Source organism: Brevibacillus sp. MS2.2 (assembly GCF_013284345.1).
GTDB lineage: Bacteria > Bacillota > Bacilli > Brevibacillales > Brevibacillaceae > Brevibacillus > Brevibacillus brevis_C.
Genome location: NZ_JABSUZ010000009.1, coordinates 194,987 through 211,509, shown reverse-complemented (window position 1 = coordinate 211,509; position 16,523 = coordinate 194,987). Strand labels below are relative to the sequence as shown.

The 16,523-nt window shown below is 48.2% G+C and carries 15 protein-coding genes, 2 pseudogenes and 2 riboswitches; of the genes and pseudogenes, 16 read left to right on the top strand and 1 reads right to left on the bottom strand.

Annotation, left to right across the window (positions count from 1 at the left end):
- The 3 genes and pseudogenes from HP568_RS11330 to HP568_RS30275 all read left to right on the top strand — a co-directional run.
- The coding region (locus HP568_RS11330) for an MFS transporter (protein ID WP_173629114.1) at positions 1-787 on the top strand (787 nt) is incomplete at its 5' end.
- Between the two features lie 66 nt (positions 788-853).
- Entirely contained in the window at positions 854-1,579 is a 726-nt protein-coding gene (gene yunB / locus HP568_RS11325) for a sporulation protein YunB (protein WP_053079626.1), read from the top strand.
- A gap of 89 nt (positions 1,580-1,668) precedes the next feature.
- Positions 1,669-1,770, top strand: a pseudogene (locus HP568_RS30275) (hypothetical protein); the annotation flags it as partial.
- Here the strand turns inward: HP568_RS30275 and HP568_RS11315 are convergent.
- Positions 1,745-1,890, bottom strand: a pseudogene (locus HP568_RS11315) (aldo/keto reductase); the annotation flags it as partial. The pseudogenes HP568_RS30275 and HP568_RS11315 sit on opposite strands and share 26 nt — an antisense overlap.
- A 211-nt stretch (positions 1,891-2,101) precedes the next feature.
- Here HP568_RS11315 and HP568_RS11310 point away from each other — a divergent pair.
- From HP568_RS11310 to HP568_RS11250, 13 genes are all read left to right on the top strand, one after another.
- Positions 2,102-3,097 carry an ABC transporter substrate-binding protein gene (locus tag HP568_RS11310; RefSeq protein WP_048034560.1) on the top strand — a complete coding sequence of 332 codons (996 nt, stop codon included), beginning with the start codon at positions 2,102-2,104 and terminating at the stop codon, positions 3,095-3,097.
- Complete coding sequence (locus tag HP568_RS11305) at positions 3,094-5,280, top strand: ATP-binding protein (protein WP_173629113.1); 2,187 nt, start codon at positions 3,094-3,096, stop codon at positions 5,278-5,280. Before HP568_RS11310 ends, HP568_RS11305 begins: the two co-directional genes overlap by 4 nt.
- Positions 5,281-5,287: 7 nt before the next feature.
- The gene (locus HP568_RS11300; RefSeq protein WP_173629112.1) at positions 5,288-6,667 is read left to right on the top strand and encodes a sigma-54-dependent transcriptional regulator; all 1,380 of its coding nucleotides are present in this window, start codon (positions 5,288-5,290) and stop codon (positions 6,665-6,667) included.
- Between the two features lie 159 nt (positions 6,668-6,826).
- Complete coding sequence (locus HP568_RS11295; protein ID WP_048034557.1) at positions 6,827-7,759, top strand: c-type cytochrome; 933 nt, start codon at positions 6,827-6,829, stop codon at positions 7,757-7,759.
- A gap of 242 nt (positions 7,760-8,001) precedes the next feature.
- Positions 8,002-8,700 (top strand): hypothetical protein, encoded by a 699-nt coding sequence (locus tag HP568_RS11290; RefSeq protein ID WP_173629111.1) that lies wholly within the window; start codon positions 8,002-8,004, stop codon positions 8,698-8,700.
- A gap of 28 nt (positions 8,701-8,728) precedes the next feature.
- On the top strand, positions 8,729-9,511 hold the full coding sequence (locus HP568_RS11285; protein ID WP_173629110.1) for a hypothetical protein: 783 nt from the start codon (positions 8,729-8,731) through the stop codon (positions 9,509-9,511).
- A gap of 85 nt (positions 9,512-9,596) precedes the next feature.
- Positions 9,597-10,139: a YdbC family protein gene (locus tag HP568_RS11280; protein ID WP_173629109.1), complete on the top strand. Its 543-nt coding sequence runs from the start codon at positions 9,597-9,599 to the stop codon at positions 10,137-10,139.
- Positions 10,136-10,804, top strand: coding sequence for an HAD family hydrolase (locus HP568_RS11275; protein ID WP_173629108.1), 669 nt, complete (start codon positions 10,136-10,138; stop codon positions 10,802-10,804). Before HP568_RS11280 ends, HP568_RS11275 begins: the two co-directional genes overlap by 4 nt.
- A 67-nt stretch (positions 10,805-10,871) precedes the next feature.
- Positions 10,872-11,019, top strand: a riboswitch (FMN riboswitch).
- Between the two features lie 112 nt (positions 11,020-11,131).
- Positions 11,132-11,276: riboswitch (FMN riboswitch) on the top strand.
- A gap of 135 nt (positions 11,277-11,411) precedes the next feature.
- Positions 11,412-12,518: a bifunctional diaminohydroxyphosphoribosylaminopyrimidine deaminase/5-amino-6-(5-phosphoribosylamino)uracil reductase RibD gene (gene ribD, locus HP568_RS11270; protein ID WP_173629107.1), complete on the top strand. Its 1,107-nt coding sequence runs from the start codon at positions 11,412-11,414 to the stop codon at positions 12,516-12,518.
- A 19-nt stretch (positions 12,519-12,537) separates the two neighbouring features.
- The gene (locus HP568_RS11265; protein ID WP_048034551.1) at positions 12,538-13,194 is read left to right on the top strand and encodes a riboflavin synthase; all 657 of its coding nucleotides are present in this window, start codon (positions 12,538-12,540) and stop codon (positions 13,192-13,194) included.
- A 16-nt stretch (positions 13,195-13,210) separates the two neighbouring features.
- On the top strand, positions 13,211-14,410 hold the full coding sequence (locus HP568_RS11260) for a bifunctional 3,4-dihydroxy-2-butanone-4-phosphate synthase/GTP cyclohydrolase II (RefSeq protein WP_173629106.1): 1,200 nt from the start codon (positions 13,211-13,213) through the stop codon (positions 14,408-14,410).
- A gap of 16 nt (positions 14,411-14,426) precedes the next feature.
- A complete protein-coding gene (gene ribH / locus HP568_RS11255) occupies positions 14,427-14,891 on the top strand; it encodes a 6,7-dimethyl-8-ribityllumazine synthase (RefSeq protein WP_015893048.1) in 465 nt (154 codons plus the stop codon).
- A 126-nt stretch (positions 14,892-15,017) separates the two neighbouring features.
- Entirely contained in the window at positions 15,018-16,520 is a 1,503-nt protein-coding gene (locus tag HP568_RS11250) for a spore germination protein (protein ID WP_048034549.1), read from the top strand.
- Positions 16,521-16,523: the final 3 nt, after the last annotated feature.

Below are 16,523 nucleotides of genomic sequence, written 5' to 3'. Positions count from 1 at the left end.
GGTTCAGGTCAATGGATTAAAGGTCAGGCTGGAGTCATTGGTAGGCATCATGGGCTTCATGCTGGGAGGATGGCTGACAGATCACTATGGTTATACGATTGTGATCGTTTTGGATGGCGCCAGCTTTCTTTTCTCTGCATGGATTCTGATGAGACTTCGTTGGGAGGAGCAGGGAGACAATGTGCTTGCTACGTCAAAAGCAGCGAGCAGCTTTCATGTCACCCTTCGGTACTTGCGGGATACACCTGTGCTTCTGACGATTAGCCTGTTAGCTTTTCTCGTATCGCTCAGTACGTCTGCGTATAATTACGGGTTGCCTTTTTTGGCGGATCAATTGCGTGATAGTGACGCTACTCTGCACGGATTAATGTGGACGGCGATGAGCGTCGGAGGCTTGATTGGCTCTTATGTGGCCGCTCGTTTGCGGGTGAAGCTGGTGAATGGGATGCTCGTTGCTTATGCTGTTTTTTCCGTGGGAATTGTAGGGGCATTCGCGGCAAACCATGCTGTGTTTGTGCTTTTGCTCTTGATTTTCGCGGGTCTATTTTCCGGCGCAGCACAGGTTTATGAGAGCACGCTTTTGCAACAAGCCCAAAATGAGCTGCGCGGCAAGGTGATGGGGGTGCAGGGGCTTCTGAGTCGAAGCGGGTATTTTGCTGGTTTTCTTATGGCTCCATTCCTGGCGGGTGCCTCCACTTTATTTGGAATGCTGGTCTTCGCCCAATTGCTATTTGTCACAGGGCTGATCGGATTTGGCTTGTACCTGGTTTTTTCTCCCAAAAAATAGAAAACAGCCTCTCGATACACGTAGTCTTTTTTCCGCCTGCTAACCATAGGATGTACCAGTTGGGAGGTGTCGGGATTGGCCGTATTTCGACCCCGTCGGCGTTGGAGAAACCCGCTTTCACGTACGAAAGCGTTTTTGATCGCGTTGGTTATCTTTTTTGTTTTGACGATACAGACACTTGTGTTTTTGCAAAATCGATTGGAGCCTACTCTCTTGATTCTGGCGACGCAAAAAGCCGAGCAACTGGCGAAAGAAGCAATAACTGATGCCGTAACCAAGCGGATTTCGCAGCAAGGCGTCGACTTCAATCAGATTGTCAAAATCGAGAAGAACAACGAGGGGCAGATTCAGGCGTATCAGTTCAACTTCAAGGAATATGCGAGAATCGTGGGCGAAACAACAGCGAGGGTCCAGAACAAGCTCCAAGAGTTCGAGCAAGAAAAAGTAGACCGCACGATCCCGCTTGGATTGGCTACCGGGAACTCCTTTTTGGCATCCATGGGGCCGAATTTGCCAGTGACTTTCGTGCCCATCGGCTCGGTCAAGACCAAGCTGGAGACAGAGCTGAAGGAAGCAGGTATCAATATGGTGCTGGCGACGGTATATATTTTCGTGGAGGTCGATCTGCGCATCGTGATCCCGTTTGCGACTGAGGAGCAGACGGTCACGACGAAAATCCCGATCACCCACTCCTTGATCATCGGCGATGTACCGACGTATTTGTACAACAACCCGGAAGGCAAGCCGGATGTGCCGCGGATTCCTGGGGATACACCGAACAGCACTCCGTAATCGTTGAATAGGAAAAAGCGGCAGCGCGTTGCTGTCGCTTTTTTCATAAGGCTTTAGGAAAGAAGGAATAGCGTAATCATGGACTTGAAAAAACTGCGAGAAAGCTGAATATGACGCAACCACCGTTGACTCAACAAATTCAAAGTCTTGGGGAAGAACTTGGCAAAGGGAAGCGTGGCAGGCTTCCCTGATGTGTTTACGGGAAAGACCCCGATCATTTTTCCGGTACCGGTCGGATGAAAAACCTTCGTGCACAACTCAATACTTTCACGACGAATCCCCTTTAAAGACTCGCCCAAAATCGCTTTTGCTCTCGTCTCCGATATTCCATGAGTTCCTTCCTCCTTCTAAATGTAAGCTGAGTTTAACAAGTTTAATTAAATATGAAAAAATATATAATCATCACCGTTAATATGAAAACTATATTATTTAGGGAAGTCCGTATTCATTGACCAAGGTTTGTTAAATATTCACATTCTCTGCCATCATTTGCCGCTATGATGAGAGTTGGATGTGATACCTATGAAGAAACAAAGGAAAATCCTTTTTCTCATCTTGTTAGTGGCAGGAACTCTGCTCGATTGGTCCAGTAGTCAGCAAAAACAGGAAGTCGATCTTTACACGATCGGAATTGTGATTGCCAATGAGGATCGAAAAGATAAAGTAGCTGGATTAAAGGCGGGATTGCAATCGCTAGGTCTCAGTGAAGGAGCACGTATTCAGTATGTGCCCGTTTATTTGAATACGGTTCGGACGTTTGAAGAGGAGCGCTCCCTTGTCCAGGGCTTAATTTCGAAAAAGCCTGATGTAATCGTCACGACAGGGGCGCACGAGACCTTTTTAATTCAACAGGAGTCAACGACGATTCCCATTGTTTTTATTGGCGTCGCCTCATTGGTCGAACTACCCCTTGTTGAGACCGAGGGGACGGTTACGTGTGGAATCAGCAATGGCCAAATGAATGTGATTGGGAAAAGATTGGAGCTGACAACTCGTTTGTTGCCTGATGCCAAGCGTATTCTGATCATTGCCGATTCTCATGCTCCTACGACAGAACAAGCCATCGCAGAAGCAAGGTCAGCTGCTTCGTTGCTAGGTGTTCGCTTGCAGGTGAAGCAGGTTGCTTCCCCTAAAGACTTGGAGCAATTGCTCAGTAGGCTCTCTCCAGGAGAATACGACGCCATGCTTCCTTTACCTAGCTATGTTCTGGAAGACGCGATTACCGATTGCTTGCCTCTTTTGATCGATAAGCAATTGTTTGTCATGGGCGCATACCCCGAGCAGGTGAAGGCTGGTTTGTATGCCGCTTACGGCGTTTCCTTTCATTCACAAGGCATGCAGGCTGCTCATATGGTGGCTCGGGTGTTGGATGGAGTCCCTCCGACAGATCTGTCAATCGAATGGCCGGATGACGTGCGGTTAGCTGTCAATGCCACTTCCCTGTCCAAGCTTCCCATTACTGTAACCGATCAACAGTGGTCACTTGCACAAGAATGGTATGGAGTGAGGAACAAATGAGGAGGAGCAGACTACCGCGTATCAATCGACTGAAGACAAAAATGCTCCTGTTTGGGCTATGCATGTCCATCATCCCTTTTCTGATTCTTGGGTATATCAATTTGCATACCAGTAAAGATAAGGTTCGAGAAGAGGTAGACAGAGCCAATCAGATCTACGTGGAAAATACGTTAGCGCAGTTAGATATGCTTTTTTTACATACGTCCCAATCCATGCAGGTGGTTCAGCAGCGTTTTCTCAATGAGCGCCCTAGTGATGAGGATGCTTATTTCTTGCTGAATACGTTATTGAAGACTTCTCCTTATATGGAGGAAGTCGCACTTTTTAATCAGGATGGAGAGCCGCAGTATTTGCTGAATCGCTGGAAACATCAGAAGCTGGACACACCCATGGAGCGAGACAACCAACTTCTTACCACCATCCAATCGGGAAAACCATACATCGGAGGCATTGTCCGATCAGTGGAAGGGAAGCTGCTGGTAACGGTCGCGATCCCTCATGTATCTGCCAAAGGTGTAAAAGGTGGCATGTACGCAAAGCTCAATGTAAAACAGTTACTCGAACAGGTCACACTGCGAGCACGCTATGAAAACGAGGCCTATTTGTTCGTCACAGATGGGAAAAGCGATAGGTTTGCCGATCCGTTTATGCTGGGCAAGCCTTCTGATGGCTCTTTGACTTATTATGAACAAGCGGTTCCTCCCTCATGGACACTACCAGATCGAACTGACAAGCCTGTTATCCGTACATATCAAGCTTTCAATGGAGATGTTATGGTCAATTATGCCATGCGCTCTTCTGTCACACATTGGGTCATTATGCTGGAACAGTCGAGTCAAACGGCGTTTGCTGCCTTTTCAAAATTGGAACAATCTCTGCTCTTTACGACCTTATTCATCGCATTTATCGTTTTAGGAATTAGCATTGTGTTCTCTGTCTCGTTTAGCCGATTAATGGAAAAGATCGAATCCGCTGTGCAAAAAATCGCAGGTGGTGACTTATCCGTACGAATACCAGTGACAACCTCAGATGAAATTGGCAGGCTAGCAGCGTCCTGCAATGAAATGGCACAGAGTCTGGAGATAAAGACCAACCAGCTTCTCGAAGAAAAGAAGCGGCTTGATCTGGTCGTCAGTGGCATGGGGATGGGGCTCATTCTTGTAGATGAATCGTTTCGCATTCGCTGGATTAACCAAACAGCGTCGGCGTGGTTCCAGGATGCGGCTCACCTTCTGGGGAAAGACTGCCATCTGACGATTGGTCAGCAATTTAGTTCATGCAGTAGTTGCATGCTCCGAACGCGACAAATGGTGAACCAAAAGCAGACTGATCTTATTTCCTCCAGAGTCAATCAGGATGGGCGGGTCCGTTTTTATCGACATCAAGTTTTCCCTCTGCATCCGGAGAAAGAATCGTCTGCTTTTCTGGAGGTCATCGAGGACATCACGGAGAAACGAGAGCTAGAAGCCGCAATCGCACAAGCAGACAAGCTCGCTGCTGTTGGACTCTTGGCGTCGGGCATCGCTCATGAAATCAATAATCCATTAGGGATTCTGTCGCTGTATGGTCAGGACTTGCGAGACCGTCTAGTGGACGAGGATATTCGAGATTTACAGGACTCGGGAGAGCTTACTCAATACTTGGACACGATGGACAAACAAATTAACCGTTGCAAGGAAATCACGACCCGATTGCTGCACTTTTCGGGGAAATCACCCATTACTGTCGAAAAAGTAGATATTCATCAAGTGCTAGCAGACATTCTCATTCTTCTGTCCCATGAAATACGTGTCAAACAGGTAACGGTAAACCAGTCTCTGTTGGCCTCTGCTCCGTTTCTTCTCGCTACGCCTGGACAGCTTCAGCAGATCGTGCTCAATCTGTTAACCAATGCGCTGTACGCGACCCAGGAGCGTGGAAATATTGAGATAGCAACGAATTCTCCATCGAATGATCGAATCCGTCTGTCGATCAGAGATGATGGATGCGGTATACCCACAGCAGATTTGCCCCATGTTTTGGAGCCCTTTTATACAACCAAGCCTCCTGGAAAAGGGACTGGTCTCGGGTTATCGGTCTGCTACGGGATTGTGAAGAATTTAGGCGGAGAAATCGAGATCGAAAGTACACCAAACATAGGCACAACGGTTACGGTCATCCTGCCGTCGGCAAAGGGGGAATGAACAAAAGATGCACGCTGACACTCGTATACTCATCGTTGATGACGAAGCAGATTTCCGCCATCTATTAACCAGTCGATTAAAGAGAAAGGGATATACCACGCTGGAAGCATCTGACGGAATCAGTGCACAGCAGCTAGTCACTAGTGAAACGATACATGTGATTTTGCTTGATCTGAAAATGCCCGGGATGGACGGTCTCTCCTTTCTGCAATGGTGCAAGGAAGCCTCTCCTGCCATTCAAATCATTGTTGTGACCGGACACGGAACAATCGAAACAGCAATCGAAGCAATGAAACGCGGCGCTTATGATTATTTGACAAAACCGTACAACCTCAATGAATTGGAGGTATTGATTTCCAAGGCCGTCGAAAAACAGCAGTTGACAGAGGAAAACCAACAGTTGAGAGAAGTTCTATCGACAAACGGGAAAACGACGTTTCAAATCGTTGCGGAAAGCCCGAAGCTAAAAGAGGTCCTAGCAACTGCCAAGCGAGTAGCCAGTACGGACTTTATCGTCCTCTTGAAAGGGGAAAGTGGGACAGGGAAGGATGTTATCGCGAGACTCATTTATGAATGTAGTGAGAGAGCATCAGAGGCATTCGTACCGATCAATTTGGGGGCGATACCAGAAACGATGCTGGAAAGTGAACTGTTCGGGCACGAAAAGGGAGCCTTTACAGGTGCAACTGCTCAGAAAAAGGGACTGGTAGAGATTGCCCACCTGGGAACGCTCTTTTTGGATGAAGTAGGGGACTTGCCTTTTCCTTTGCAGGTCAAGTTGCTCCGTTTTCTGGAAACCGGCGAATTTCGCCGAATAGGGAGCCCGATTCTGCACAAGGTGGATGTTCGTATCATTGCTGCTACCAATGCCGACCTGGAAAAGAAAGTGGAAGAAGGAACGTTCCGATCCGATCTTTATTTCCGGCTGCATGTTATGGATATAACGATTCCACCTCTCGCTCAAAGAAGAGAGGACATTTTGCCACTGTCGGCTTTCTTTTTGAATCGACTCAAGCGTAAGTATCCAGTCAAACCGCTTTCTGTGAAAGCGCAGGCAGCTCTTTTGGCCTACTCATTCCCGGGGAATGTTCGGGAGTTGGCTCATATGATCGAACGTGCTGTCGTTTTGGCAAGAGGAGAGGAAATTGACGACAAGGATCTCTTTCCTCACGAGCAGTCAACACCTCATCATCTGTCAGATAAGAAGCTCATTTCATCAGCAGAAACGGGGGAGGAAGAAGCATTTTTACTGAAGAATGTAGAGCGAGAACATATCAAGCATGTGCTGGACGTTCTGCAATGGAACAAGACCAGGACAGCAGAGAAGCTGGGGATCAGCGTACGTAATCTGTACCGAAAAATCGTAGAGTACGAGCTGCGACCGTGACATTTTGTCGCGTACTGACCATGACATTTTGGCATGGTCTTTTCTTTTTCACGCAATGTTGGAAGCGCCAAGTCGTTGGTTTTCCTGCTTTTATGGTTTGGCACGCCTCTTGCTACTCTCATGGTGTGAATGCACGATCAACATGGAGGAGTGAGACCTATGATCAAAAAAGAGAAGACAGGCTGGAAGAAGCTGTCTATGGTAGTAGTGGCGATGCTGGTCTTTGCAGGCTGCGCTACACAGCCGACCGCTCAACCCACCTCAACAGCGAATGAGGCCAAAGATAAAACGGCGAGTGGGGCAACAGGAGCGATCAATCTAGCTTCCTACACCCCGCCTAGTATGGACAAGGTGCCAGAAGGGCCATTGGGAGAATCGATTAAGTATGGACATAAGCTAATGAATGAAACGAGCACAGTGATCCCTGAATACACAGGGAATAAGCTCTCCTGCTCTAGCTGTCACGGTAATGCCGGAATGGATGCGACCTCCCCTTTAACGGGTGTCACAGCAGTCTATCCCCAGTACATTCCAAGGTCTGGCAAAGTGCTTACCATTGAAGATCGCATCAACGGTTGCTTTCAACGAAGCATGAACGGAAAGCCATTGCCTTACAACAGCGATGAAATGAGAGCGATGGTTGCCTATCTGACGTATATCTCAACAGATGTACCAGTAGGAATTAAAGAGCGCCCGTGGATAGAAAAAAATGATATGAAGAGCGTACCTCAACCGAATGTGGCAAATGGAGAAGCACTCTTTCAAAAATCGTGTATACAATGCCATGCAGCTGATGGTTCAGGAACAGGCCCAAACTCAGGACCAGCGTTATGGGGGGATAACTCCTTCAATATTGGTGCAGGTATGGCCCGAATTTCCAAAGCCGCTGGCTACATTCAGCGCAATATGCCTTTAGGGGAAATGGGCGGTATCAAGCAAGGCTCGTTAACCGATCAAGAAGCAGCGGACCTAGCAGCCTATATTTTGTCCAAGCCGCGTCCGGACTTTGCCAAAAAGGCACAAGACTGGCCAGCTGGAGGCGTTCCAAAGGATGTGCCGTATGAAGTAGACAGCTCCAAGAAGAAGCAATAGGAACTCGGCATCTGACCACCCCAAAAGGGGCTGTCCCTTTCGTTTGCACATAATTTGAGCAACAGTAGATGAAAAGAACAGAGGCAGTTCTCAAGTAGAAATATCTACTGTTGGGATAGCCTCTGTTTTTTGTGCTTAACAATACATTACGAGAATTACCTATATTTTTATGGAATATTTGTAAAATGTTGGTATAATAAACCGGAATAGTAAAAATATAAGAATAAGGAAGGTAAACGGGAATGAACAAAAAATCAAGACTGTTTTCAGTAGCAATGGCTACAATTATTGGCGCTTCTCTTGTAACTTCTGGGGGATTACAAGCAAATGCAAAAACGGATCAGAATATTGGTAATATTCAAGGTGGCTACTATTACATCGATGGAATCGAGTATAAAGTACCGAACAGCGAGATTTATAATTTCGTAAATGAAAATAGAATCACGAATTTGCCGTATGTTACCTCAAATACATCAACGACGTCATATAGAGGGGATGCGCGTAAAGTAAGACCCACAGCTGGGTGTGATCAAGGTGAATGGGTATTTACAGCGAAAAGAACAGCAAGCGGCTTCAAACTAGGGGATTCTGGAACGAGAGTTATCAATAAAACCAGTAGAGATTTGACTGAAACATCGAAATTAAGTTCCAGCACTACGATTTCAGGTAAAGTTACTGGATCAGGAAAATGGAATTGGGGTGTAATCGAAGCGACTGCAGGCTTCGAAATAGGCGGTAGCATAACATGGACGACAGAAGAGTCAACTACCATTACAGTAGGCCCTGGTGAGTGGGGATGGATTGATTATGGTGCTTATACGGAGACTTGGGAAGGAGATCATTACTATGTAACCCCCACTTGCAAAATTCAAGACAAAAAGAGAATCAAGGTAATAGGTCCAAAACACAAAGCCAAACTAGCAAGAACTGAAAAATTCTAATTACTGCTAAGAAGGAGAAGAGTTGAGAATGAGAAATAGACTCCTAATACCCATATTACTCCTAGCTGTATGCAGCTTCTTATTAGGATGCCAAGAAGATAAGCTTAAGGATCCGAACGATAAAGTGCTACCTAATAATACTGCAGCTCCTAAACCGGAGGATCATGCATTAAAAGAAGTGGAGTGGGTAAAGGTTGTTGATCCACCTCAAAATGTCTCTTCTCCTTCTGAAGCTGTCGTCCATCAATACGAGGTTGGGTTTAAAGATGGAGCCACAGAATTTCCTAAGAAGGATTCTGTCATTTTCGAAACGACCCTTGGAGAAAAGAGTATAGTGGCTATACGTTCTCCAGAGGGAAAAAATAATTTTGCTGTTTTTTTGTATGAACATAATCCCTCATCTAGTTGGGGAGTTTATGGGCTTGTAAGGTTGTTGGGGAATACAGAGTTTACAGATAAAGAGGGTTTACAATTACCTTTCGAAAAGTTCAATGCAACAAAAATGAATATTCCAGAAAAATCAGTAAATGCTTGGGTGTTTGCAAACGAAAAAGAGATCGTTACGATTACCGTATATAAACGCTTTCCGTTTACACCCAGTTCTGATCGAGAAACGATCTTACTAAAAAATGGGAACGAAGCATATATAGGTAAGGATCATTTGAAAAATAGCTACTTGTATTACTTTGATACTGAAAAGATAATTGTTGTTTCAGGTAATGTAGCCAAGCAGAAATTTATTGATATAGCAAATTCTTTACCCCCTGTTACTTCTGCATTGTTTCCTAGCCCGAACAAAAAGGAACAATAAAGGAAAATCCGTAGTGTGTGGAGAAGAGCGACAGTGTAGAACTGTCGCTTTTCCTTTTTTGTAAAAGATCGAAGGAGGCTTGGAAATGCTGATCAAATGGATTACATGTAAAGTAACGGAAAATCAGAAGCAATCGTTTTCCCATGCCCAAGCGAAATGGAGATCAGTAGAGGACATAAAAGGCTTTCTGGGACAAGTCGGAGGGTGGAATCAGCATCGGCCGTTGGAAGCTTGTATTCTTACTGTTTGGGAGAGTAGAGAGCACTATCAATCTTTCATGGAGAAGGATCACGATCCTATTTTTCATCAGACAGGGCAGAGCCAGACATATGAAGCCATTTCTGTACAGCTTTTCTCGAAGCTCACAGACAGCGACGATCGTCAGTTGCTGGATGGATTAGAGAGCGCTCAAGTTCTTCGCGTAGTCTGTGGAAGCGAAAACAACGTACTCGCAAAAGCTGGGGCAGAGCCGGGAGGGATCGTCGGACAAAGCCTGAAGGATAGCCAGCAATATATAGCGGCGACTTTGTGGAATAATGATCAGCTCTCACCGACGGGCGACGCTCAAGCCTACACCGTTACTCTAGAACAGACATGGCGCGTTGTTAAAAAAGGAGACCACAAATGAGTAAATCCTATACAAAAGGCATTATTTTCGATATGGACAATACCTTGCTGCAATCCCGAATCAACTTTGCAGGGATGAAACGGGCCATTTTTCAACTGTGGGCCGACAATGGAATTGTAGAGCCGACTCTCGATTGGGAGAAGTATACCGCATCACAGCTCATTGAGATTGGCAGAAAATCGGAGCAGATGACGAGTGAATTGGAACAAGCTATGTGGGAAGCAGTAACCGCGATTGAGAAGGAAGGCATGCATGGAGCTGTATTGGAGAAGCATGCGGTGGAAGTGCTGGATCGCTTGAAAGAGAACTACTATTTGTATATCCTGACCAACAACGCCTACGCCGCGGCAGAGGAGGCTTTGAACGGGACGGGAATCGCTCCCTACTTTAACGAAATCGTAGCCCGCGAGCAGATGACGACCTTGAAGCCATCTCCATCGGGCATTCACTATATTCGCAGCCGCAAGCCGGAATGGCCTGTTTCGGCTTGGACGATGATCGGGGATTCCTGGATCGATGGGAAGGCGGCCTGCGACGGACAAGTCGCTTTTATTGCCTATCAAGGGAACGAACAGGACATGGAGCAAAATGGTGTTGTGCCAAAGGCGTACATAAATGATTTGAAAGAACTCCTGACCGTCCTTGAAGAGTGCGAGCAAAGGTAAAGTGCACTTCTCCAATAAATGATTACAGACAATAGTGAAAAATATGCTATACTTTGCGTAACTGAATACCAGCCTTCAGGGTAGGGTGCAATTCCCGACCGGCGGTAATGACGAACGCACGTCTGAGCCCGCGACTCGCTATCGAAGCAGTTGATAGCGACTGACTTGGTGCAAATCCAAGGCCGACGGTACAGTCCGGATGGGAGAAGGTATTTGGAACGGCCTATTTTGCTGTTTTTTTCAAAAAAACAGTAGAAGCTAGGCTTCTTTCTGAACGCCCTGAGCATAATATTCATGGGCGTTTTTATTTTTATAAAACTTCATAGCGACAATCTTCAGGGCAAGGTGAAATTCCTGACCGGCGGTAATGGCGTACGTACGTCTGAGCCCGCGACTCGCTGACCACGCTTACAGCGACTGATCTGGTGAAACCCCAGAGCCGACGGTACAGTCCGGATGGAAGAAGATTTTGTGCTTTCTTCATTTGCTTTTTTGTGAAAAAACGGATGAGGTAAGGCTTCTTTCCCTATGCCCTGAAACGCTTTGAGGTTTCAAGGGCTTTTTGCGTTGTGCTTGGCTGGAATGATGGAACAGAAAGGAGTGCGGTATGGAACAGGACAGCAAGTACATGGATCTGGCGCTGGAACTGGCACGATCGGCACGAGGCCAAACCAGCCCGAATCCCATGGTCGGAGCTGTAATTGTGAAGGATGGAACCATCGTGGGGATGGGAGCGCATCTGCGGGCAGGAGAACCCCATGCTGAGGTGCACGCACTGCGGATGGCTGGGGAAAAAGCGCAAGGTGCGACCGCGTACGTGACGCTGGAGCCTTGCAGTCACTACGGAAAAACACCGCCGTGTGCAGAGGCGTTGATCGCAGCCGGTGTACGTCGTGTCGTTGTAGCGACGCTCGACCCGAATCCACTGGTGGCGGGAAGAGGAATCGAGATGCTGCGGGCAGCAGGGCTGGAAATAGCTGTGGGCGTGAGAGAAGAAGAAGCGAGGGCGCTCAATGAAGTCTTTTTCCATTACATCCAGACCAGACGTCCATTTGTGACGGTAAAGACGGCCAGTACATTGGACGGGAAAATCGCTTCGTTCACGGGACACAGTCGGTGGATTACTGGAGCAGAGGCTCGGGCAGAGGTGCATGAGCTGCGCAGGCAGCACGATGCCATCCTCGTTGGAGTTGGGACGATTCTCGCGGATGACCCGCTGTTGACGGCGCGCCAGGAAGAGCAGCGTTTTGGAAGCCAGCCAGTTCGCGTGATTTTGGACAATCATTTACGTACGCCGCTGGATGCCCGTGTCGTCCAGAATGCAGATGCGAAGACTTGGATCTTTACGACAGATGCAGCCCCAAGGGAAAAGCAGGAACTGCTTGCGGCAAGAGGAGTAAAGGTCATCACAACGGATGCACCCATTCGCGTGGAAAAGGTGCTAGTTACGTTGGGAGAGCTGGGGATTACCTCGTTGCTTGTGGAAGGCGGGCAAGAAGTAAACGGCTCCTTTTTGCAGGCGAGAGCGATACAAAAGGTCGTGAGCCATATCGCGCTAAAGCTGATCGGGGGAAGCGGCGCGCCTTCGCCATTCGGTGGTCAAGGCTTTGCGACGATGGGAGAAGCGGTACCGTTGACAAATGTCACGATCACTCCGATGGGGAAAGGTGATGTACAGATCATCGGGTACCCACAATGGGAGAAACAGGCGTAGCGAGTGAGGAGGAGAGAGCATGTTCACGGGACTGGTCGAAGAAGTGGGCGTGTTGGAAGCGATTCAAGGGAACGAGCAGGCGAGTCGACTGGTCATCCGCGCACAGCAGGTACTCGAAGGGGTAAAGCTGGGGGACAGTATCTCGGTCAATGGCATTTGCCTTACGGTTACTTCTTATACGAATCGTCAGTTTAGCGTCGATGTGATGCCAGAGACAATGAACAAGACGAGCTTGCGGCAATTACGCAGCGGACAGCGAGTGAATTTGGAGAGAGCAATGCGGCTGGGGGACCGTTTTGGCGGGCATATCGTCTCCGGACATGTAGACGGGACCGGAAGGGTTGCTTCACGAGAGGTGAATGCGAATGCAGTCGTGTTTCGGATTGAGGCCAAACCGCAACTGCTGAAGTACGTCATTGCCCGTGGATCGATTTGCATAGATGGCATCAGTCTCACCGTGGTGGACGTAAACGATAACGGTTTTACCGTTTCGATCATTCCGCATACGCTGGCGAATACGAGTCTTGCAGACAGACGACCTGGGGACTTGGTGAATCTCGAAACAGATGTCATCGGCAAATATGTGGAGCGTTTGTTAGGGTATCAAAATCATGGCGGTACAGAAAAATCTGGCGGGCTCAGTCTAGCCTTTTTGCAGGAAAACGGCTTCGCGTGAGAAGGAGGGAGAAAGTATGTTTCATCGCATAGAAGAAGCATTGGAAGATTTGCGTCAGGGCAAGGCAGTCATCGTGGTAGATGATGAGGATCGGGAAAATGAAGGAGATTTTGTCTGCATGGCGGAAGCGGCTACGCCTGAAATGATCAACTTCATGGTCACACATGGCAGGGGACTCGTTTGCGTACCGGTGACAGAAGAGCACGCGACTCGCTTGCAGCTCCATCCGATGGTGAATGCCAATACAGACAAGCAAGGAACGGCTTTTACCGTGTCCATCGATGAAGGGAGTACACACACAGGGATATCCGCTCAGGAGCGCTCTCAGACGGTCTTGGCAATGCTGGACGATCAGAAGACCGCAGAAGATTTCCGCAGACCGGGACATATTTTTCCGTTAATCGCGAAGTCTGGCGGTGTGTTGCGCAGAGCGGGTCACACCGAGGCGGCAGTTGATTTGGCTCGCTTGGCGGGGGGCATACCGGCGGGAGTCATTTGCGAAATTATGAACGAGGATGGCTCCATGGCACGTCTGCCGCAATTGGTAGAGATCGCACGCCGCTTTGATCTCAAGCTGATTACGATTGCAGACTTGATCGCATATCGGATGCGGACGGAATCCATGGTGAAAAAGGAAATCGAAGTGCAGCTTCCGACCGCCTACGGTGACTTTCGGATAGCGGCCTATACGAACGAGCTGGATGGCAAAGAGCATGTGGCTCTCATCAAGGGAGAGATTGGACCGGATGAGCCCATTCTCGTCCGCGTTCACTCGGAGTGCTTGACAGGCGATATTTTCGGCTCTTATCGCTGCGACTGCGGTCCACAGTTGCACGCTGCATTGGATCAGATTGAAGCGAACGGACGCGGTATTTTATTGTACATGCGCCAGGAGGGCAGAGGCATTGGCTTGATTAATAAGCTGCGTGCCTACAAGCTGCAAGAGGAAGGCTTGGATACGGTTGAGGCCAATGAAAAGCTAGGGTTCGCCGCTGATCTGCGAGATTACGGGATCGGTGCACAAATTTTACGAGATTTAGGTGTGCAACGCATGCGGCTTTTGACCAATAATCCACGAAAAATCCGCGGGCTTACCGGATACGGATTAACAGTAGAAGAACGGGTGCCGCTTCAAATGCCGGAGCATCTGCACAACAAACGGTACCTATCAACAAAACAAGAGAAGCTGGGTCACCTGCTTCATTTGCACAGATAAGGAGAGGGAATAAGCGATGAGAACATTCGAAGGACATTTGGTTGGAACAGGTTTGCGTGTAGGGATTGTGGCAGGACGCTTTAACGAATTGATCGTAAGCAAGCTGGTCGGAGGGGCTCTCGATGCCCTGAAGCGTCATGGCGTAGAAGATGAGCAGGTAGACGTGGCTTGGGTGCCGGGGGCATTCGAAATTCCGTTGATCGCTAAAAAAATGGCGGAATCCGGTCGCTATGATGCCGTTGTTACATTGGGAGCTGTCATTCGTGGCTCCACTCCGCATTTCGATTACGTCTGCAATGAGACCGCAAAAGGAGTTGCTTCTCTATCGCTATCGACTGGGATACCCGTTATTTTTGGCGTTTTGACGACAGACAACATCGAGCAAGCTATCGAGCGAGCGGGAACAAAAGCAGGCAACAAAGGCTGGGAAGCAGCAACGGCAGCAATCGAAATGGCTAATTTATCTAAGCAGTTCGCCTAATCAGTTCATATGGAGAACGAGATATTTCAACGGGGGCTTCGGCTCCCGTTTTCTATTTTTTTGGATAAAATCACCACGGACAGGCCAAAGTAAGAAAGATTTTCCTGAATAAAGGGGGGATCTAGCGTGAAGCCGACTGATTGGTGGAGAGCGCAAGTAGAGGCCATACAAGCAAAGCGGCGCATCGGTTCGGGTCAAGCGCGGCGAAGCGAACAAATTACACCGGATATGGTAAAACAATGCATGCAAAACGTGGATGACCTCAGCAGCTTGTCATTGAAGATGAATGACGAAGAGGTACACGTTTTTTTTCTCGATACGCTGGTGGATGTGTCCCAGATTTATGAGAATGTCTTTCTTCCGTTGCAGCGTTCTGATGGTAGAGATCCAATGCAGGTGCTCCCCTTCTCACAGGAATGTCTTCTTGACGATATGGAGACGTTGATGAGTAACTTGCTACGCGGTCATACCATCTTGTTTTTCCTGGAAAGGGATCTCATTCTGCATGTGAATACATTTCAGGTCGCGCATCGTTCCATTACGAAATCCGAGACAGAGGCGACCGTCCTTGGACCGCAAGACTCCTTTGTTGAAATGCTGGAGATCAATTTGTCCTTGCTTCGGAGAAGACTGGCTACGCCTCATCTGAAAGTATCGAGCTACACGATTGGCACCGAGGCGCAGAACAAGGTAGCTGTGATTTATTTGGACAATATCGCGAACGCGGAAAATGTGGAGCGCGTGAAAAAACGCCTCGACAATGTCATTTACCCTGGTTTTGTCGGGATGCCTGTCTTAAAGCAAATGCTGGAGGACAAGCCGTACTCTCCGTTCCCACAATTCGGCTTGACGGGTCGGCCTGACAATGCAACAGCAGCCTTGTTGGACGGCAGGATCGTGATCATGCTGAATGGCAGTCCGGATGCTGCCATCTGTCCGACTTCCTTTTTGGAGATGTTTAGCAGCCCCGAAGACTTTTACAATCGATGGTCAACGGCGAGCCTGCTACGGATGATTCGATTTTTCGGTTTATTTATCACCATTATGCTCACCTCCAGCTACGTCTCTGTCTTGACGTTTCATCCGGAAATGCTTCCCCCCGCTTTGCTGACAATTTTGTCTGAATCACGCAGTCGGGTGCCTTTTCCGCCAGTGATCGAAGTGCTCATTATTGAGCTCGTCATCGAGATCCTGCGGGAAGCAGGGATACGCATGCCGACTAAAATCGGCCAGACAATCGGTATCGTTGGCGGTATCGTGATCGGGACAGCCTCAGTACAAGCGGGGTTAGCCAGTAATATCCTGATCGTCCTTGTTTCCGTATCGGCACTGCTTTCTTTTGTGCCACCTAATTTTTTGATGAGTAATGCGATTCGGCTCGTTCGCTATGGTTTCATTTTGATGGCAGGCGTATTGGGCATGTACGGCCAGATGCTGTCGCTGGCGTTTTTATTCGCGCACTTGCTCAATCTGACTTCGCTTGGGACGCCGTATATGGCTCCGGGGGTTCCGCGTCAATGGACCGATTTGATGAATAGTCTCGTACGTGCGCCATTGAGGTTTATCGTCAATCGCAACCGCATGTCCCGGGCAAAGCAAAAGCATGTCCGGCCAGTTGGGGAGGACTAAGGA